Annotated in this window: 15 protein-coding genes and 1 pseudogene; 13 read left to right on the forward strand and 3 right to left on the reverse strand. The window is 44.3% G+C overall.

Translation table 11 applies throughout. The annotated features are described in order from the left end of the window. Positions 1 to 13 precede the first annotated feature (13 nt). From ACSQ8P_RS09055 to ACSQ8P_RS09075, 5 genes and pseudogenes are all read left to right on the forward strand, one after another. Positions 14 to 328: pseudogene (locus ACSQ8P_RS09055) on the forward strand (cadherin-like beta sandwich domain-containing protein); the annotation flags it as partial. 282 nt (positions 329 to 610) lie between these two features. After that, the gene (locus ACSQ8P_RS09060) at positions 611 to 1,597 is read left to right on the forward strand and encodes a LacI family DNA-binding transcriptional regulator (RefSeq protein WP_436234875.1); all 987 of its coding nucleotides are present in this window, start codon (positions 611 to 613) and stop codon (positions 1,595 to 1,597) included. Between the two features lie 225 nt (positions 1,598 to 1,822). Then, the gene (locus tag ACSQ8P_RS09065) at positions 1,823 to 2,314 is read left to right on the forward strand and encodes a hypothetical protein (protein ID WP_436234876.1); all 492 of its coding nucleotides are present in this window, start codon (positions 1,823 to 1,825) and stop codon (positions 2,312 to 2,314) included. 205 nt (positions 2,315 to 2,519) lie between these two features. Further along, complete coding sequence (locus tag ACSQ8P_RS09070; RefSeq protein ID WP_436234877.1) at positions 2,520 to 2,819, forward strand: hypothetical protein; 300 nt, start codon at positions 2,520 to 2,522, stop codon at positions 2,817 to 2,819. Between the two features lie 284 nt (positions 2,820 to 3,103). Then, positions 3,104 to 4,258 carry a sulfite reductase subunit alpha gene (locus tag ACSQ8P_RS09075; RefSeq protein WP_436234878.1) on the forward strand — a complete coding sequence of 385 codons (1,155 nt, stop codon included), beginning with the start codon at positions 3,104 to 3,106 and terminating at the stop codon, positions 4,256 to 4,258. 66 nt (positions 4,259 to 4,324) lie between these two features. On the opposite strand, the gene ACSQ8P_RS09080 is transcribed toward ACSQ8P_RS09075, so the two are convergent. Continuing rightward, positions 4,325 to 7,321 (reverse strand): efflux RND transporter permease subunit, encoded by a 2,997-nt coding sequence (locus tag ACSQ8P_RS09080; protein ID WP_436234879.1) that lies wholly within the window; start codon positions 7,319 to 7,321, stop codon positions 4,325 to 4,327. Positions 7,322 to 7,559: 238 nt separating this feature from the next. Between ACSQ8P_RS09080 and ACSQ8P_RS09085 the strand changes: the two genes are divergently transcribed. Beyond that, entirely contained in the window at positions 7,560 to 8,336 is a 777-nt protein-coding gene (locus tag ACSQ8P_RS09085; RefSeq protein ID WP_436234880.1) for a peptidoglycan-binding protein, read from the forward strand. A gap of 65 nt (positions 8,337 to 8,401) precedes the next feature. Here the strand turns inward: ACSQ8P_RS09085 and ACSQ8P_RS09090 are convergent, their stop codons facing one another. After that, entirely contained in the window at positions 8,402 to 9,433 is a 1,032-nt protein-coding gene (locus ACSQ8P_RS09090) for an anthranilate phosphoribosyltransferase (protein ID WP_436234881.1), read from the reverse strand. Next, positions 9,430 to 10,080 carry an ANTAR domain-containing response regulator gene (locus ACSQ8P_RS09095; protein ID WP_436234882.1) on the reverse strand — a complete coding sequence of 217 codons (651 nt, stop codon included), beginning with the start codon at positions 10,078 to 10,080 and terminating at the stop codon, positions 9,430 to 9,432. The genes ACSQ8P_RS09090 and ACSQ8P_RS09095 overlap by 4 nt, the downstream gene beginning before the upstream one ends. Positions 10,081 to 10,544: 464 nt before the next feature. Between ACSQ8P_RS09095 and ACSQ8P_RS09100 the strand changes: the two genes are divergently transcribed. The 7 genes from ACSQ8P_RS09100 (at position 10,545) to ACSQ8P_RS09130 (ending at position 19,608) form a co-directional block, all read left to right on the forward strand. After that, entirely contained in the window at positions 10,545 to 11,786 is a 1,242-nt protein-coding gene (locus tag ACSQ8P_RS09100) for a nitrate/nitrite transporter (RefSeq protein ID WP_436234883.1), read from the forward strand. A 274-nt stretch (positions 11,787 to 12,060) separates the two neighbouring features. Continuing rightward, the gene (nirB, locus tag ACSQ8P_RS09105) at positions 12,061 to 14,484 is read left to right on the forward strand and encodes a nitrite reductase large subunit NirB (protein WP_436234884.1); all 2,424 of its coding nucleotides are present in this window, start codon (positions 12,061 to 12,063) and stop codon (positions 14,482 to 14,484) included. A gap of 33 nt (positions 14,485 to 14,517) precedes the next feature. After that, the gene (gene nirD / locus ACSQ8P_RS09110; protein ID WP_436234885.1) at positions 14,518 to 14,868 is read left to right on the forward strand and encodes a nitrite reductase small subunit NirD; all 351 of its coding nucleotides are present in this window, start codon (positions 14,518 to 14,520) and stop codon (positions 14,866 to 14,868) included. A 57-nt stretch (positions 14,869 to 14,925) separates the two neighbouring features. Next, entirely contained in the window at positions 14,926 to 17,034 is a 2,109-nt protein-coding gene (locus ACSQ8P_RS09115; protein WP_436234886.1) for a molybdopterin oxidoreductase family protein, read from the forward strand. Positions 17,035 to 17,779: 745 nt separating this feature from the next. Further along, complete coding sequence (locus ACSQ8P_RS09120) at positions 17,780 to 18,001, forward strand: helix-turn-helix domain-containing protein (protein ID WP_028556998.1); 222 nt, start codon at positions 17,780 to 17,782, stop codon at positions 17,999 to 18,001. Positions 18,002 to 18,154: 153 nt separating this feature from the next. Further along, positions 18,155 to 18,829 (forward strand): DUF6483 family protein, encoded by a 675-nt coding sequence (locus ACSQ8P_RS09125; protein ID WP_436234887.1) that lies wholly within the window; start codon positions 18,155 to 18,157, stop codon positions 18,827 to 18,829. Between the two features lie 47 nt (positions 18,830 to 18,876). Then, positions 18,877 to 19,608: a class I SAM-dependent methyltransferase gene (locus tag ACSQ8P_RS09130; RefSeq protein WP_436234888.1), complete on the forward strand. Its 732-nt coding sequence runs from the start codon at positions 18,877 to 18,879 to the stop codon at positions 19,606 to 19,608. Positions 19,609 to 19,617 lie beyond the last annotated feature (9 nt).

Raw genomic sequence — 19,617 nt, forward strand, 5'->3', positions numbered from 1 at the left:
TACTGCAGGAGGTGTTGTTGTCAGCGGGGATGCTACGAATACGATCTCATTGGTCGTCGGTCTCAATCCGATTAATGTCGTGGTCACTGCCCCGGACACTTCGACGAAGCAGTATACGATCCATGTGACGAGAGAGTCGTTGGCAACTACGCCAACCGATCCGGATCCTGAGAGTGGTAGTCAGGAAACCGATACGCCTGCACCTGTGAATGAGCAACAAGGAGACATTGCTAACTTATCCACAGTGAATATCGCTGGACAAACTGTATTAACAGCGAATATAGACAGTGCGCAATTAATAGCCCGACTTTCGGTCCATTCTGTCTAAATTCATAGATGGCTCGTGGGTTGCTCCATGGGCTAAACAAGCGGTTTCTGCATCTGTTCAACATGGGATTGTCAACGGAACGTAGTCTTCATTTGTGTGAATAAAGGAAAAAAGATTGCCAATCATGCCATCATTTAAGATGGGAAGATTGGCGATCTTTTTGTTGTACGCGCACTAACCATTTACCTTTATTGACGAAACAAAATTCTCCAGATAATATGAATGTGGTAACGTTAACATGGAGATTCGACTCACGATCGATGATGAAAGGATGGATCCCCTTTGAGTAAATTAACAATCAAGGATATCGCAAGGGAAGCGGGGGTATCTACTGCAACGATTTCGCGTGTGATGAATAACTCCGGTTATGTGAGCGAGGATATCAAGCAGCAGGTGTTGGAAGTCATCCGTAAATTTAACTACCAACCGAATGCGATAGCCAGAAGTTTAAAACAAGAAAAATCACGCAGTGTGGGGATTGTGTTGCCTGATATGGCGAATCCTTATTTTATGAAAATGGCCCGTGCGATTCAGCATCGCTGTTTCCAGGAAGGCTACCAGTTGCTCTTTTTCGACACGGAAGAGAATCCGGAGAAAGAAAGGGAAGCTCTCTCATTTCTGACGGAGAAAAGAATCGAGGCACTCATTCTTGCCGGCACCGGTGAGAATAGGGATCAAGTTCAGGCAATCAGTGATTCAGGCATACATGTTATTTTGGCAGACCGTCGTTTTTCCAACCTGAAACTGGATACAGTAACAGAAGACAACATATACGCTGCGAAGTCTGCAATTGAGCATTTACTGGAGAAGAAACATACGCGAATAGGGATTATTAATGGCCCTAATTCGATCAGTACCGCAAGGGAAAGAAGGCAAGGCGCGATTATTGGGCTTGAGGAAGCAGGGATTACGCCGGCGGAGGAGTTAGTGATTGAAGGCGATTACACCAGAGAATCCGGTATTGAAGCTATTCGGTACTTCAGCCAACTTTCTGATCAGCCGACCGCTATTTTCTCCGCAAATAACGAAATGACTTTCGGTGTTTATTTGGGTTTACAACAATTGGGAATACCGCTGGACAGCATCGAAGTGGTTTCATTCGGTAATCTTGAATTTTCTTCATTGTTTCATCATAAACTATCTGCCATTATGCAAAATCCTCAGGAGCTTGGGGAAACGATTGGTGATTTGTTAATCAAACGGTTAAACGGTGAATCCGATCCTGTACAAAATAAAATCTTAATGCCGCACCTAGTTCCATTGTATTAATAATTAGGATAATGATCTTATGGATTATTTTTTTATACCGACATGTAAACGATAACATATATTCAGGACCTATCCGATTTCAGATTGGATAGGTCCTGTTTTTTAAAATTTTCTAAGCATTGTTAAGCGCAATGCTTGGTTCAATGATGACACTTCATGTATACGGAACTCATACATGGGAATCTTATACAATAAATATCTTTTTTATCCACGGAGGTTAAACTCATGCTGATATTGAATATTGTTTTGCTTTTTATATGCATTGGGATTGTGTATACATTGCAATTAATGGGTAAAATTTTCCAACCTATCGAGAAAATTACATACTATATGGTTATAGTAATTGCAATTGAACAGTTACACTCTGCAATCTTTGATAATTTTAGTTTATTTGAGTTTTCAGAAACACTATCCAGTTTTTTCTTTTATAAGTTAAATCAGTTAATTGTTATGCCTATCGCAACTATGTGGCTTTTATTTTCTTTTTACAATAAAACACGCTTTCTCAACAAAATGCTTTTTTTAGGGCTATGGTTCTTTGGTTTGACAGGATTGTATGTTGTATTTCATTATCTAGGTGTTTTGAAAATAACCGATTGGAATTTTGGGTATTCAATCGTCGTGTGGTATGTCGTGTTGGTTGAATCATTATGTTTTAGCTTATTGTTCCGAAAAATGCTTAGAAAGTGTGATAACTGTGATACTATACCCACCTGAGCGATTCGACACAAATGAATGGTTTACATTACTTTCATTTGCTGTTTTGCTAATCATAATAATATGGCTTCCAAAACGCTTCTCTTCACTATCAATAACTGTATTTGTTGTATTTACTGTATTTCTTTCACAGACAGTCGATTCACTTATAGCTGTTACCCCCTTTGACATGTATGACGTTAGTGATAGCGCTAAATATGAGGTAATGGATATTTTCATTTATTATTTTAATTATCCTTTATACGCGTACCTATTTCTGTACTTTTATGATAAATGGAAGTTGAAAGGAATGAATCGCATCCTCTTTATCATCGGTTTTTCTCTCCTTTCGTTATTCTTTGAATGGTTAGCTGATCTTTGTCACGTGTTTACGTATAAAGGTTGGAAATTATGGTATTCCTTCATTGTGTATATGGGTATATATATTTTGTATATTTTTATTCTTCATCTGACACAGAATTTGTTGAATGCCAAAATAAAAGATGGGATGGGTAGAAAAATTTAGTTTCAATAACAAAAAGACAGACCGTAATCACCAGACTAGTAAAGGGGGTTACTGTTTGTCTTTTTAGCTGTTTAGTAAATAGATACTGAAATATTTCTAGAAAAGCGTACAGAATTGATAAATTACATAAAGTGACATGTAATTTATTTGGCCTCTAATTAAGACAAATTGTTTAATTTTTTCGAAAAAGTTAAAAATTCATAATATGGTTAATTAAAAAACGTTTCTAAGTTGAGCGGCATGTGCTATTCTAAATAATAAAAAAATTTCTGGAGTGAGTAGAAATGCAAGTTACTGATGTCGAAAAAGTACCATCCTTGTTTTCCAGAACCAATCCGTTTCAAGCGAAAGTGTTGAAAAATTTTAATTTAAACGGAGAAAGCTCCAGCAAAGAAACACGCCATATTGAACTTTCGCTCGAAGGCTCTGGCCTGTCCTATGTGCCCGGCGATTGCTTAGGGGTAGTTCCTGACAACGATCCGGAGTTGGTCGCTTCTATCCTTGAGCTTATGAAATGGGATGCGGACACGGCGGTTGTTATTAATAAACAGAACGAAACGCTCCCTTTGAAAGAAGCGCTTTTGAAGCATTTCGAGCTTACGCTGTTGTCCAAGAAAATCGTTCAGCAAGCAGTTGAATTTTCCGAAAATGAAGCGTTGAAGCAGCTTGTGGCGGATACGGAGCAGCTGAAGGCTTATACAGACGGCCGCGATGTGCTTGACTTACTGAGCGAATTTGGACCTTGGAAAGCTTCCGCACACGAAATAGTCGCTTTATTAAGAAAAATGCCGCCACGCTTATATTCCATTGCAAGCAGCTTTGCAGCCAATCCGGGGGAAGTTCACCTCACGATCGGTGCTGTTCGCTACATGGCGCACGGCCGCGAGCGCAAAGGCGTTTGTTCCGTGATGTGCGCAGAGCGCCTGAACGAAGGAGATACCGTTCCGGTCTTTGTTCAAGTTAACAAACATTTTAACCTGCCAGAGTCTTCGGAGCATGATATCATCATGGTAGGTCCTGGTACAGGTATTGCCCCATTCCGTTCCTTTATTCAAGAGCGTGCGGTGAGCAAAGCGACAGGCAAAGCATGGCTGTTCTTTGGCGACCAGCGTTCCGCAACAGATTTCCTGTATCAGGAGGAGCTGGAGCAATATCAAAAGGCGGGCGCGCTGACCAAAATCGACGTAGCCTTCTCCCGCGATACGGCGCAGAAAGTGTATGTGCAGAATAAAATGCAGGAGAATAGCCAGGAGCTACTCGCATGGTTAGAGCGCGGAGCTTACTTCTACGTGTGCGGCGATAAACAAAACATGGCGAAGGATGTTCACAACACCCTGATTGACATTATTGAAAAAGAAGGCAAGTTGAGCCGCGAAGATGCTGAAGCATATTTGAATGGCTTGCAAGAGCAAGGACGTTACCAACGCGACGTTTATTAATTGGAAATAGGTAAGGCGAGTAAGCTGAAATCAGCTTGCTCGCCTTTTTTGTTGTGGTTAGCGTGACTATCGAATCGTTACAGGTCGTCTTCTTTGTCGTTTTGCTTTGCGGGCATGCAGAAGCTCGTATACCGTTGGGACCATTATCAGCGTGAAAAGTGTTGCTGAAGTCAGACCGCCGATAACCACGACAGCTAAGCCACGGGAAACGATGCTGCCTTCTTCGGCCTTGGCAAGGACAAGCGGCACCATCGCGCAAATGGTAGCAACTGCTGTCATCAAGATGGGACGCATCCGTGTAACCGCGGCTTCAAGCAAGGACTCGCGAATGGTCATGTGCTCTTCGTTTTGCTTCACACGGTCAATCAAGACGATGGCATTCGTGACGACGATACCGATTAGCATCAAGAAACCGAAGATCGACGTAACGTCGAAGGACGTTTTCGTGATCATCATCCCGACAATCGCACCAACGGCTGCGAAAGGAAGGGATACCATGCTTGCGATCGGTGCACGGAACGATTTAAACGTGATAACCATGATCAGCAGCACAATACCAATGGAAATACCCATGGTCATGAATAAGTCGGCAAAATCACTGGATTGCTCAGCGGATGCTCCGCCAACGATCAAAGCAACATGGGCTGGAAGCTTGAGATCCTTTGTATTTTTCGTGATCTCTGTGTTGATTTTGGATAGTTTAGTTGAGTCTACGAGTGCCGTCACACGCAAGAATTGTTGACTATTCTTATGAAGAATCGTGTTGGACTCATTTGTTTTTTCGATTTTCGCAACAGAGGTCAAGGCAGCTGGACCCGCTGCTGTCATGATTTGAATATTCGATATGTCTGAAACCGTCGATGGATTAATCAAAGCATCTAACACAACAGGAATTTCTTTGTTCTCCAGTTTCATGGAACCAATCGGTGTTGGGTTCATCAAGGAGCGGATCGTACCTGCAATTTCCTGTGGTTTAGCTAGTGAAGGATCAACAGTAATCGTATAGCCTGGTTTCGTTACATTTTGATTGCTCGTAACTTTCTCAACGCCTTCAATACCTTTAATCGCCGCAATGACATCCGCAGCAGCCTGATCTAAGCTCTTCGCGGAATCGCCAGTTAAATCAACCGTGATGGCAGAACCGCTGCTTCCATCGAAGCCGCCTCCACCTGCTTGCAAATCAGCATCGAGATATTTGGGCTTTTGGCTAATCACTTGGTCGATAAAATGCTGCGTATCCACATCTTTCTTCATGAATACTTGGAAGGTTGCAATCGTTGGAGGCGCTACGCTGCCCCATTTGGCATTATCTTCGGTATTTCCTTGTTGCAAAATAAGATGGTCAAGCTCACTTTGTTCGAGCATGAATTTCTCTAATTCCATTGCTTTTTCACGTACGGTTGAAATCGGAGTTTCAGGCGTGTAGGAAAGTGTAACACTCAACTGGCTTGCCGTGGAACCGCCAACCGCACCTTTTGGCATGACGAAGTAAAGGGCTATCGAACCGCCAAACAGAATAAGCGAAACAAGAATTGAGATGAATTTATGATTCAAACTCCAAGATAAGATGCGTCTAAGACTTTTCGACTCGTTATGCTCTTTTAGTTTCGTTTTGCGAAGTAACCAAGCGCTCATCACAGGTACGACAGTTAATGCAACCAGCAAAGAGGAAAGCAGGGAATACGTAACGGTTAAGGCAAAAGGAAGCAGAAATGCTTGCAATGAGCCTTTCAAAAGTCCAAGCGGCAGGAATACCGCAACGGTTGTTAAGGTAGAAGCGGTAATTGCTCTGGCGACCTCACGTGTTGCATCAATAATTAATTCTTTAGAGAACTCGGCCTTCTGGGTTCTTCGGAAAATATTTTCGATAACAACGATACTATCATCGACGAGCCGCCCTACAGCAACGGCGACCCCGCCTAGGGTTAAGATGTTCAATGTTACACCGGATTGGGAAAGCAGGAACAAGGTTAATCCAAGTGACAATGGAATGGAAACAATCGTAATAAACGTGGAACGAATGTTTCTAAGGAAGATCAGAATTACGATCGTCGCAAATAAAGCGCCAAGCAACACTTCTCTCATCATACTGTTAACGGAAGTGACGACGGATTCAGCCGTGGAGTAAATCACTTCTGCCGTCGCATTCGGATATTTCGTCGCGATTTCTTTTGAGATTTTATCTACTTCCTTACTAATATCAACCGCATTGGAGCTAGCATCCTTGGTTACTACCAATGTAAGGGAATCCTTGCCGTTAATACGGGTTAGTGTATCTTTGTTTGCGGCTACTTCAACAGTCGCAACATTTTTTAATTTGACGCCTGGCGCTACGGTTAAATTGTTAAGTGTATCGAGATCGTCCAGGTTCCCAACGACTTTAATGGCGCTAGTTTTGCCATCGATAGGTCTTTCTCCGACATTGACAGTTACGTTCTGCCCTTGAAGGACACCCATCAGTACTTGGGCAGGCAATTTCGCATTCGCTAGCTTATCCTTATCGGGATGAATAATTACTTGAGATACGGATGTGCCACCAAGTACTACGCTGGCAAGACCTCTGATTTTCTGAAACTCAGGTAAAATTTTCTCTTGCGCTAGCTCGACATTTTGTTTTGTAATGCCATCTTTGAAGTTAAGGGAAACCCAGGAGAGTGGAATCATCGAGGTATTTAATCGAATAACGAAAGGCTTCGACATGCCCGCAGGGAGAACAATCGAGGAGAGTGCTTCTTGCACGCTTGTTTGGGCATCCTTCATTTTAATATCCGAGTCAAATGTCATATCAATTTTCATGAAGCCGTCGGATGATGTGGAGAATACTTCTTTCTTACCCGGCACACTGGAGACAGCTTTCTCTATAGGTGTAGTTGCACTATCTAGCATGGATTTGGCATCATAGCCTTGGCCAACGACCGTGACACTAATCTGCGGGAAATCTGCACTTGGCAAAAATTCCATCGGCAATTTAAAATAACTACCGATTCCCGTTCCTAAAATTAATATCACTAAAAAAATGACTGCTGCTTTGTTACTAAAAGCCCATTTCGTAAACCATGTCACACGTCTCGCTCCCTTTCAATATTAAATCGAATATAGCTAGGGTCTGGATTCATTTCGGTCTAGAGTTTAAGAAATACCTTAGGTGTAGAATTCCATCTTCTGATTGATATATGTAAATTACGACTTTAATAGATAGTATTTTCATGATTTGGATAAAAGATCACCTTGAAGGAAATGCTACCCTTATCGTCCATCGTGTGACGAAGATACTGAAGACGACGGGAAGTGAACGTAACGCATGTTACAAGGCAAAAAGAGGTTGATCTGGATAGTCCTCATCTGTGTGGTCTTGTTCAGTGCTTCCACAACGACTGTATTTGCGTATGGTAAAGGAGCAAAAGGGCCTGATGTGTACGCGGTTCAAGGGATGTTGAAATCTCTTGGTTACTACTCGGGACCGATTACAGGCTATTATGGCAATCAAACACAAGCAGGGGTTAAAGCGTTTCAAAGTAGATATGGTTTGGCAGTAACGGGAAATGTCGACGATCAAACCTTACAATCTATACTTTGGGCTTATGGTAATCTGAAGATTCCAAAGAAGGCAACGCCAACGCCTGTGCCAACACCGGCGCCGACGCCGGTTACACCAAGTCCAACACCTGCACCGCAGGTTCCATCAACGTCAGGATTGACGGTGGAAGAGCAGCAAATGCTGGATCTAGTGAATAAAGAGCGAGTGGCTATCGGCCTCGCAGCACTTACAGTGGACTTGGAGCTTACCAAAACAGCTCGTCTCAAAAGCCAAGATATGGTGGATAACAAATATTTCTCCCATGATTCGCCAACGTATGGTTCGCCATTCGATATGATGGAGAAATTCGGAATTACGTATAATGCAGCAGGGGAGAACATTGCATGTAACCAGAGCGTTGGGGCGGCACATGAAGCACTAATGAACTCTCCGGGACATAAAGCAAATATCCTGAGTAAAGATTACACGCATATTGGCATAGGCATTGTGGACGGCGGGCCATGCGGTAAAATGTTTACACAACAGTTTATTGGCAAATAAAATAGCATGAAAAAAGGACGTAACGAATGCAGGAGCATTCATTACGTCCTTTTTGCCGTATATGCTTATGTGGTGGAGACAGGTTTAATCGCTTCGGTCCATTCCGTATACTTCTGAAGTGCAGCACCTTGCTCAATCGCATGACGGGCCATATAGATGCCTTCTTCAATGGAGCCAGCTTTTTGGGAAATCCACAAACGAACAGCACTGTTGAGCAGCACCATATTCAAGTAGGGAAGTGCAGCCTCGCCTCGAAGTACGGACAGTGTGGTCTCTGCTTGCAGTTCAGCCGTCCATTCCAGGGTGGGAACTTCAACCATGAGCTCATAAATTTCAGGATCTACAATGAATAACTCACTTGCCCCGTCTTGAATGAGGTAGGTTCGTGTACGTTTATCGACACCTAAGTCCTCCGAGCCTTCCATACCCTGTACCACAATACCGCGAGAAACACCTATATCAATGAGCAAATTCGTGATTTTCTCAAAAACAGTTCCGTGAAACACACCGACTGCCATATAAGGAGCCTCTGTGAAGCGCAGCAGTTTTTCCGCCGTATTGAACACGGTTCTCAAACCGAGCTCTTTGCGGATTTCGCGCAGCTCACCAAGCGGCCCACACCAGCTTTCGGTCGGTGTAAACAAGAAGCCTGTTCGCGCTGCAGCAGAAACCAATGCTTCGCGTGATGCTTCAAGCGCATTAACTCCCATTGCCGCAAGCACATCGGACAAGGTGATGCCCCATTTTGGCGGCATACTCGGGCTGCCGTGCAGCGTAGTAGGTAATCCGCATGCTGCGAGTACGAATGCGGTCGGTAATGTCGCGATAAACGTGCGTGTGCGACCGTCATAGGGACCTGCACAGTCCATACTTCCAGGCATAGGATAAGTGCTAATATGTTGTCGCAATGCATGAATAAAGGCTTTGATTTCATCAGGTGATTCCATTTTAATTCGTTCTGCTACAAGAAAAGCACCGATCTGAGCTTGCGTGGCTGCACCGGTTAGAATGAGTTCAGCTGCTTGAGCAGCTTCTTCATAGGAAAGGTCTCTGGCTCCGCGTTTACCGCGGCCTACTTCTTTTAATAAGGATATCATCGTTTGCGGCCCCCTTTGTTCTGATCCTGTAGTATCTGATATACCTTGACGATGGAGGTTGCGACGTCGACCATACGCTTACGTTCATTCATAGCTTGTTTACGGAGGAAGTCATAAGCCTCAGCTTCCGAGATACCTTTGATATCGCATAAAATTCGCTTCGCCTGATCAACCCATTTACGTTCTTCGAGTTTGGACAGCAGTTGTTCGCGCTCCTGATGCCACTCGGTTCGTTGGAAATAATGGTTCACACCCAGTATCAAAGCACAATGAATTTCCAAAGGGCTCATTCTGGGACCGATCAAGCCATCAATTCCCGCATCCATCTTACATTCATTTGAAGGAAAAGTATGCGTATCACACCACCAGAACATTGGAAGACTCCGCTGTGCGAGCAAGCGTACACGCCAATCTGTGACTTGTTCAGGACCTACTGATAATAATACAGCATCGACCTTGGGGATGATAAAGGAAATTTCTTTCATATTAGATGAAGTATAAATGCGGAACCCCAGATTCTTCATGATTTCATCAGGCAAAGATTCTTTTCCTTGAATGTCTTCCGTTCGAACAGCATGTGAGGGCTCAGCGGAGGTAGCTGAGCGAGTAGTCATGAACTCGTCGACCAGAATGAATGATTGTAACATGGGAATACCTCCATCTTGAATAACTTCAACTCATGACAAGTACATGTTAGGTTTAGGTCTTATTTGGTATTATTATACGGCAATACTATAGCATATGCACCTGAAATTTGTCGATATGCTACATGGATTCTCTATGATAATTTTTTTGTGTTAAGTTTATTGACATAGGATTGAGCTCATCGTATAATCAAGTTAAGAAATCGGCACAATGATGTGCCACCTGACGAAGGCAACGGCGCCTATCCCCTTACAAATACGTAACTGGATAGGCTTTTTATGTTCATTGTAATGAAAAAACTACATCTATCATGCTGTTCACGAGGAAGTGGCAGCAGTGGCAATGAGGCCGATAAACATCCCGTGTTTGATAGGGTATGTTTGTCGGCCTTTTCTGTCAACGTGCAGTCAAAAAAATGGATAGGACAAAAAGAAGGCGAAAAGCCTCACAAAAGGAGAGGGATTGCATGGTAGATCGGAAAAGTTTTATGCAAGTGGGGCACAAAGGGTCTTTGTTCAGTTCATTTTTGTATTTTGACATGAGCTTCATGGTTTGGGTACTTCTTGGACCGCTAGCAGTCATCCTTGCCAAAGATTTTGGGTTGGATGCCGCACAGAAAGCAAATTTGGTTGCTTTACCAACTTTGGGGGGGGCGGTCCTACGATTAGTACTTGGCGTACTAACAGATAAGATTGGTCCTAAACTAACAGGACAGATTGGACTTTCTCTTACCCTAATACCATTATTCTGGGGATGGCAGTTCGCTAACACAATGGGAGACATGTATTTCGTAGCACTGATGCTTGGTATCGCAGGAGCAAGCTTTGCTGCAGCACTGCCGCTCGCCAGCAGCTGGTACCCGCCGCAGTATCAAGGATTAGCAATGGGTATTGCAGGGGCAGGCAATAGCGGAACGATTTTCGCTACCTTGTTTGCAAATCGGTTAGCACAACATTATGGAGACTGGCACGTTGTTTTCGGTATTGCCATGATTCCAATCGCGTTAACCCTGGTTGTATTTAGTATTTTGGCAAAGGATAGTCCCAATAAACCAGCACCAAAAACGATTGCAGAGTACGGTAAAGTTTTGAAACAGAAGGATTCGTGGTTGTTCTGTATTTTCTACAGTGTAACTTTCGGTGGTTTTGTAGGAATGGCATCTTATCTTACGATTTTCTTTAATACGCAATATGGACTTTCACCTGTACGTGCTGCAGATTTTACAACGCTTTGCGTCATCGGAGGCAGCTTCTTCCGTCCCGTAGGTGGTTGGCTCGCAGATAAGCTTGGCGGAATTCGCATGTTAATGGTTCTTTACGGTGTTGTTGGTTTAATGATGGCAGGTATCTCAACGCTTCCTGCACTTTCATTGACAACAGTCATGCTCTTTGTCGCTATGATGGCTTTCGGAATGGGAAATGGTTCGGTGTTCCAATTAGTGCCACAGCGTTTCAAATCGGAAATTGGTGTTATGACAGGAATTGTGGGAGCAGCAGGGGGATTAGGTGGTTACTTCTTGCCTAAAATTCTTGGAAACCTAAAGCTATCCACGGGTTCTTTTACACCAGGCTTTCTGATTCTTAGTGGAATTGCACTCAGCTGTATCGTCATTATTGCGGTTGTTCAAGGGCAATGGAAACGTACTTGGATTGGCGAAGGCGGCAAAGTAAAAGCAGCTCCAACAAGCATAGATACAGTTCAGGCTTAACATAGACATATGGCGCCGCTGATTTTACTTGGTCAGCGGCAAATGTAAAGTTTTTGCTCATGCAGCTTGCTCATCAGGCTGTATGGGCAAAGACGTTACGACTAGCGTCTTTGCAGTAGATACGAAAGTTTACGTTTTATGCTTTCGTAGTTGAACTGCTCAAGCTCCATATCCCAAATTTGTCATTTGGGAGCTTTGCTCCTAAATGACCCTTTTTTCACAACTACCTAAATTCAATTGAATGCCATAGTAAATGGATGGAAGGATGATCACAATGACAGTCAAAAAAGAGAAGCTAGTCCTGGTCGGAAACGGAATGGCGGGAGTTAACGCCGTAGAACATTTATTAAAACTGACGCCAGATAAATATGAGGTTACGATTTTCGGTAGTGAACCGCATCCCAACTACAATAGAATCTTGTTGTCCTATGTGCTCTCCGGCGATTCAAAAGTTGAGGATATCGTTATCCACCCTTATGAATGGTATGCGAACAATAACATTACCTTATATACGAATCAAACAATCACCGGCATTGACACACTGGCCCAAACTGTAACGAGCGATAAAGGTCTGACCGTTCCCTATGATAAATTAATTTTGGCAACAGGCTCTAATCCATTCATGATTCCTATGCCAGGTGCAGACAAAGAAGGCGTCATGGCCTACAGAACGATCCGTGATTGTGAAATCATGATTGAGTCGGCTACCAAGTACAAGAAAGCGATTGTCATCGGCGGCGGATTGCTAGGCTTAGAAGCAGCGCGTGGCTTCCTTAATCTCGGTATGAAAGTCGATGTCGTTCATATCGTTGATACGATTATGGAACGTCAACTTGATCGGACGGCATCCAAAATGCTGCAAGCTGCTCTTGAAGAGCAAGGCATCAACTTCTTGTTAGAGAAGCAATCGGCAGAAATTGTAGGAGACAAACGGGTAACGGGCCTTAAATTTAAGGATGGCACGATTGCCGAAGCTGATCTGATTGTTATGGCTGTTGGTATTCGTCCTAATGTAGCCCTTGCGAAAGAAGCTGGCATTGAATGTAACCCAGGCATCATTGTGAATGACTACTTGCAAACTAACGTACCGAATGTGTACGCCGTTGGTGAATGTGCGATGCACAGAGGCATCGCTTATGGTTTAGTAGCACCGCTCTATGAGCAAGGCGCCGTACTGGCGAAACATTTGGCCGGCGTAGAAACAGGTCCGTATGAAGGCTCAATTTTGTACACGAAGCTCAAAGTATCCGGTGTTGATGTATTCTCAGGCGGTCAATTCGTTGATGCTGAAGGAACCAAAGCGATTCGAATTCACGATGAATTCACGGGTGTCTATAAGAAAGTCGTCATTAAAGAAAATAAAATTATCGGTGCCGTACTCTTTGGTGATACAGCTGACGGTACGCGACTTATGCAAATGATTCGGGAAGAAACAGATATTAGCGGCATGGGGAAAACAGCCATATTAACGGATTCCTCTGGCGGTGGCGGAGCTGCATCCGGGGTTGCAGAGATGAAGGATGACGCGATTATCTGTGGTTGTAACGGCGTAACGAAAGGGACGATTTGTTCGGCCATTAAGGATCAAGGCTTAACTACTGTAGATGAAGTGAAGAACTGTACAACGGCATCTCGTTCCTGTGGAGGCTGTAAGCCGTTAGTCAGTGATTTATTGGCTTTCACTCTTGGGGCTTCTTATGATAAAAACGCAGCAAAAGAAACGATCTGTGGCTGTACAACGCACACGCGGGATGAAGTTGTGACAGCTATCCGGGAAAAAGGATTATCCCATGTACGCGAAGTGATGAACGTTCTTGAATGGAAAAATGAAGAGGGCTGCTCCAAATGCCGTCCAGCACTCAATTATTATTTGGGTATGATTAGCCCTGAAACTTATAAAGATGACAGCACGTCACGATTCGTGAATGAGCGTATGCATGCCAATATTCAAAAAGACGGTACGTACTCCGTTGTTCCACGGATCTATGGCGGTGTTACGAATCCGACGGAGCTTAAGCGCATAGCAGAGGTTGCTGAACAATTCAACGTACCAACGGTGAAATTTACTGGAGGACAACGACTTGACTTGTTAGGTGTGAAAAAAGAAGACTTGACCGCCATGTGGGAAGCATTGGATATGCCATCAGGGTATGCCTACGGAAAAGCTTTACGGACAGTTAAAACATGTGTCGGCGAAACCTTCTGCCGCTTCGGTACAGGGGATGCGATGGGTGTTGGCATCGAGTTGGAGAAGCGTTTTGAACGCTTGAATACACCAGCTAAAGTGAAACTTGCTGTATCGGGATGTCCGCGAAACTGTGCTGAATCAGGAATTAAAGACCTAGGTGTCGTGTCTGTTGATGGTGGCTGGGAGCTGTATGCAGGAGGTAACGGCGGTGTTAAGGTTCGCGTGGGTGATTTGATGAGCACGGTTAAGACCGAAGAAGAGATCATCGAATATACAGAAGCTTATCTGCAATACTACCGCGAAACAGGGAAATACGGTGAGCGTACGAGCGAGTGGGTGCACCGTCTAGGAATTGATCATATCCGTGAGGTTGTTGAGAATGAGGCGGAACGTAAGCAATTGTGTGAGCGCATGGATTTGGCCCTATCAGTGACGCAAGATCCATGGAAACAAGCTATTGATAGCAAGAAAATCCAACGCGATCTATATGAAGTTGTTGAACTGAAGTAGAAATAGAGAGATAAACCGGGAGGAGCAGAGAAGATGATAACACAAAATGAGCAAATGATATGGGTGCAAGCCGTTTCTTATGAGGAGTTAGCATTTAATACAGGGAGGACGATCCGATATCAAGGGGAAGAGGTTGCCCTGTTCAAATTGAAAAGCGGTAAACTTCAAGCGATCCAGAATCGTTGTCCACATAAAGAAGGTGTTCTTGCCGAAGGCATCGTCTGTGATGACCATGTGTTCTGCCCTATGCACGATCGCAAGATTCATTTGCCTTCCGGACTCGTGCAAGCTCCGGATACAGGCTGTGTGAAAACGTACCTGACCAAAGTGGATAATGGGACAGTTTTTATCGGATTTCCTATAAATAATGAAATGGCTTGTTAGCCCTTATATAACCCTTTTATACCTATAAAGAGAGCTTGATCTGCGGGGGTGGGAGCGTTGAAATCAGCACTGGTTACATTAACGGATGAACAGCCCTCCTCCCATTGTTGCTTTTGCAGTATGCAGTGTGGATTGGAGATATTACCAAGTGAAAAGACAGAAGGTTTAACGATCAAACCGAGCGTGAATTTCCCTGTTGCGACAGGCCGTTTATGTCAAAAAGGCTTGAACGCCTTGGAACATGTGGTGCATTCCGAACGTATTCTGGAGCCTCTTCATAGGGAGATTGCAAGAGTAGGGCAATGGCAGTCGGTATCTTGGGCTCATGCGTATTCAGATATTGCGGAGAGGATTAAAGCATTGCAAGCTGAACATGGGCATGATGCTATCGGCGTCTATGGCGGCGGATCGTTGACGAATGAAGTAAGTTACTTACTTGGCAAGTTTACGCGTGTGGCGCTTAGATCCAAATATATCGATTATAACGGTCGTTATTGTATGTCATCGGCTGCGGCGGCGAGTAATAAAGCTTTCGGTATCGATCGTGGGATGACGATGCCTTTATCGGAAATTCCTAATGCGAAATATATCATTCTAGCGGGCACGAATATTGCGGAGTGCCAGCCTACGATGATGCCTTATCTATTAGAAGCAAAGAAAAAAGGCGCCATAATCGTGACCATTGATCCGCGTAATACCATGACCTCCAAAACAGCAGATATTCATGTGAGGCTTCAACCTGGTTTCGACTCCGTTTTCATTAACGGACTGCTGCATGTCATGATTGAAGAGAATCTCGTTGATCACAAGTTCATTCAATCGCGTACGTCTGGCTTCGAACAAGTGAAAGAGGCTGTCAAATCATTTACACCAGCTCGGGTTGAGTATCTAACAGGTGTCCTTGAAGCGGTGGTTCGTACGATCGCTCGTGGTTTCGCGAAGGCAGAGACGGGTATTGTGCTAACTGCAAGAGGTTTGGAGCAGCAGGTGAATGGAGTTGAGAACACACTCAATTACATTAACCTAGCACTTCTCACGGGTAAAATAGGGCGATCAGGCTGCGGCTATGGCGCTGTGACTGGTCAAGCGAACGGCCAAGGTGGTCGCGAGCATGGGCAAAAAGCCGACCAACTCCCAGGCTACCGCTTGATCGAAGATCCTGCTGCGCGTGAGCATGTAGCGAAGGTGTGGGGCATCGATCCCAATGAGCTGCCTGGTAAAGGTGTTTCCGCTTATGAGCTGCTGCAGAAAATCGATGAAGGTGAAATTAAAGCATTAATCGTGCTAGGCTCTAATCCACTAGTTTCTAGTCCGAACAATAAGATGGTAGAGCGAGCTTTGCAAAAGCTAGATTTACTGGTGGTCGTAGACATGTTCGAGACCGAAACGGCACGATTTGCGCATTATTTGTTGCCAGGATCATCCTTTGCTGAGGCGGAGGGGACCATGACCAACCTTGAGGGGCGTGTGTTCCATCGGAGGAAAGCCATGGAGCTTCCGGGGAATTGCAAGCTCGATTATCACATCATCAGTGAACTGGCTGACGCGCTAGGTCGAGGCGTTTACTTTCAATATGCGGGTATTGAAGACGTGTTTCGTGAACTAGCCGCAGCTACCGCAGGTGGCAAAGCCGATTATAGCGGCATTACGTATGAACGCTTGCAAAAAGAGAAAGGAATCTTCTGGCCTTGTGGATCAGCCGACCATCCGGGAACACCGCAATTATTCCAAGATCGTTTTCATCATGCGGATGGGAAAGCCATATTATTCGGCATACAGCCGAAAATGCCTGCAGAGCCCATTGATAGCGACTTTCCCTTCGTACTCACAACGGGCCGTCTGGCCAACCATTATTTAAGCGGTGCGCAGACGCGCCGAACCGAAGCTCTCAATAAGAAGGCACCCGTTCCAGTTGCCGAAATTCATCCGTCTTTGGCCAAGCGAATTGGCCTAAGCGTGGAACAAAAAATCCGGATCACAAGCCGGCGTGGCTCCCTTGTTTTCCAAGTCAAGGTCACCGAGGGGATTCAACCTCGCACCATCTTCGTTCCTTTCCATTGGGGCGACGACCTTTCGATCAACGTGTTGACGAACGATGCCTTGGATCCAACGAGTCGGATGCCGGAGTTTAAGATTTGTGCCGTGAAGGTTGAGCGAGTGGAATGAAATGAAGCACCCCAGTTGGAAGTCTCAACTGGGGTGTTTGTTTGGTTGTGTGGTGGGTTTCAGATGGTGAAGTGGTAGTTGTAAAGGGAAAGAGGAACGTGGAACGAAGACTGAAGAACTGAAAACCGAAAACCGAAAACCGAAAACCGAAAACTGAAAACTGAAGATCGCAAACTGCCAACTACAAACTACAAACTACAAACTACAAACTACAAACTACAAACTACAAACTACAAACCACAAACCACGAGCCACGAGCCATATAACGCGAATCACAAATTGCCAACCGCAACCCGTAACCCGCAACCCGCAAAATCCACCTACTACTCATTCTATATACGACATTGAACGAAGTATCAGTTTGGGCAAAGAATCTATCCAACTACCAACATCCCACGTAAATTATATGGATTTTGTACATCAAAATTTGCTTGAAATGCGCCGGAATTGAATTTAGATGGATTTTCTGTAGTTATTCTAGCTCACTTTAGCGATATGGAGAGAAATAGGTTATATTAACTACATTTTTTCCATTTAAATGGAATATTCAATGAAATTCTCTGGAATTACCTGTAGATAATCCAGCTAAAGCACCCTTGCATACGCTTTTTAATAGTTGAAAGTATTCCGCCTATTTTTCTCCAGATACCGCACCATTGACAGCAGCCCTTCATAAACTAATTTTGACTGTATCCCTTAACCTTGTAATTCCCAATACCCGAGCAAGGAGGGGTGACACACATCCATGGGCAGCGACCACAAAAACAAATTTTTACTTACGAACCGCGAACGCGAAGTATTCGAACTCTTAGTGCAGGACAAAACGACAAAGGATATCGCACAGCAGCTTTTCATAAGTGAAAAGACTGTGAGGAATCATATATCGAACGTCATGCAAAAGCTGAACGTAAAGGGTCGTTCACAAGCGGTTGTAGAACTGATTAAGCTTGGGGAATTAAAGATCTGATTCCGTCAGCAAAGGGATCCATGCAAGCCACCCACCCTCCGTTGGAGGGAAACGGGGGCTTTTATGTTTTTATCGTGTTGTATTTTTGAGTTTCAGCGCTAGGCATGGTAAGCTGAATTAAGGTGTATTTGAAACCGAAAGGGGCTGCTTCGGATGTTCAGGCGTGATTATTTGATGCGACAGATTGAACAATTGACGGTGGTGCTGCATCGGATTCTTTTTAACAAGGAACATATCCCGATTGAGGATGCGCAGAGACAGTTAGATGAAGCCAGTCGTCATTTATTGGGTTTGAATATTCGTTCCCTCCAGTCATTGTCCAGTAAGGATATTCTGGATTTGCTATCCTACCAAGGGAGCATTGATACGGCGAAGGCGTTAGTGATTAGCGATATGTTTGTGGGGCAAGGTAACCTGTTGAGTCAGCATGAGGAGCACGGAGAGGCCTATTGGGCGTACCTGAAGTCCTTAGATTTGCTTCTGCACTTGTCTTTGTCGGAAGAAGTTGAGCCCGAGGATGAGGTTAATGAAGAAATTTCCTCTCGGATGGTTACAAGCTTGAATCATCTTAAAGGCTGGGAAATCCCCGAAGAGATGCAGAGGCAGCTCTTTTTGCATTATCAGAAACAAAGTAATTATGCGAAAGTTGAAGATGTTTTGTTTCATTATATGGAAGATCATCCGGAGAAGTCAGAGCTGCCGAAGCAAGGTCTTCTTTTTTACGAAAAGCTGCTTCAGGTTGAGGACGAGCAATTGAAGGCTGGGAATTTTAGCAAGGAAGAAGCGATTGAGGGTTTGCGGATCATGAAACAGCGGCTGCTCTTATAACATTTTAATTGTAGAATTTTAATCATAAAGCTGAAGGTGTTGAAAAGATGGCGTGGTACCAAGAAAGTTTTGGCAATGATTATTTACTTGTTTATAAACATAGGGACATGCAGGGCGCGTACCATGAAGTGAAGAAAATGGTGAACTGGTTGGAGTTAGAGCAAGGAGCTCGTCTTTTGGATCTCTGTTGTGGGATGGGGCGGCATTCGATGGCGCTTGCAGAGTTTGGTTATACCGTCACTGGTGTTGATTTGTCGAAAGTGCTGCTTCAGGAAGCAATTAAGCAGAGTGGAGAAGAGCGAGTGACATGGATTCAAGGAGATATGCGGGATGTGCCGCTAAGTGAGCCGTTTGATGCGGTTGTGAATTTGTTTACGTCTTTTGGCTATTTTGATGAAGATGAGCAGAATGAGAAAGTACTTCATGAGATGCATCGGCTGTTAAAAAAGGAAGGTCGATTCATTATTGATTTTCTGAATCCCGTTTATGTGAAGGCGAACTTGGTTGCGCAGTCGGAACGTAAGGTAGAGGATTTGACCATTCGTGAGTCAAGAACAATCGAGGACGGTTGTGTGCGCAAACGGATTATGATTTCGCAAGCGGGTGCACCAGACCGGCATTATTTGGAGCAGGTGAAGTTGTACGAGCGTCCGGTGTTTGAGGCGATGTTGGCCAAAGCTGGATTACATATTGATCATGTCTATGGTGACTATGAAGGTCAGGCTTATTCGCCAGAAGCTTCGAGTCGGATGATTTTTGTTGGACATAAGGAAGGATGACTACCGGGA

The sequence above is a fragment of the Paenibacillus sp. LjRoot153 genome (assembly GCF_964253085.1).
Classification (GTDB): domain Bacteria; phylum Bacillota; class Bacilli; order Paenibacillales; family NBRC-103111; genus Paenibacillus_E.

What these genes read in the sequence shown, in the direction of transcription:
- ACSQ8P_RS09125 (WP_436234887.1), top strand. Translation starts at nt 18,155, where the DNA reads ATGTTCAGGCGTGATTATTTGATGCGACAGATTGAACAATTGACGGTG.
- ACSQ8P_RS09095 (WP_436234882.1), bottom strand. Translation starts at nt 10,080, where the DNA reads ATGTTACAATCATTCATTCTGGTCGACGAGTTCATGACTACTCGCTCA.
- ACSQ8P_RS09075 (WP_436234878.1), top strand. Translation starts at nt 3,104, where the DNA reads ATGCAAGTTACTGATGTCGAAAAAGTACCATCCTTGTTTTCCAGAACC.
- nirD (WP_436234885.1), top strand. Translation starts at nt 14,518, where the DNA reads ATGATAACACAAAATGAGCAAATGATATGGGTGCAAGCCGTTTCTTAT.
- ACSQ8P_RS09120 (WP_028556998.1), top strand. Translation starts at nt 17,780, where the DNA reads ATGGGCAGCGACCACAAAAACAAATTTTTACTTACGAACCGCGAACGC.
- ACSQ8P_RS09130 (WP_436234888.1), top strand. Translation starts at nt 18,877, where the DNA reads ATGGCGTGGTACCAAGAAAGTTTTGGCAATGATTATTTACTTGTTTAT.
- ACSQ8P_RS09065 (WP_436234876.1), top strand. Translation starts at nt 1,823, where the DNA reads ATGCTGATATTGAATATTGTTTTGCTTTTTATATGCATTGGGATTGTG.
- ACSQ8P_RS09100 (WP_436234883.1), top strand. Translation starts at nt 10,545, where the DNA reads ATGGTAGATCGGAAAAGTTTTATGCAAGTGGGGCACAAAGGGTCTTTG.
- ACSQ8P_RS09070 (WP_436234877.1), top strand. Translation starts at nt 2,520, where the DNA reads ATGGATATTTTCATTTATTATTTTAATTATCCTTTATACGCGTACCTA.
- ACSQ8P_RS09085 (WP_436234880.1), top strand. Translation starts at nt 7,560, where the DNA reads ATGTTACAAGGCAAAAAGAGGTTGATCTGGATAGTCCTCATCTGTGTG.
- ACSQ8P_RS09090 (WP_436234881.1), bottom strand. Translation starts at nt 9,433, where the DNA reads ATGATATCCTTATTAAAAGAAGTAGGCCGCGGTAAACGCGGAGCCAGA.
- nirB (WP_436234884.1), top strand. Translation starts at nt 12,061, where the DNA reads ATGACAGTCAAAAAAGAGAAGCTAGTCCTGGTCGGAAACGGAATGGCG.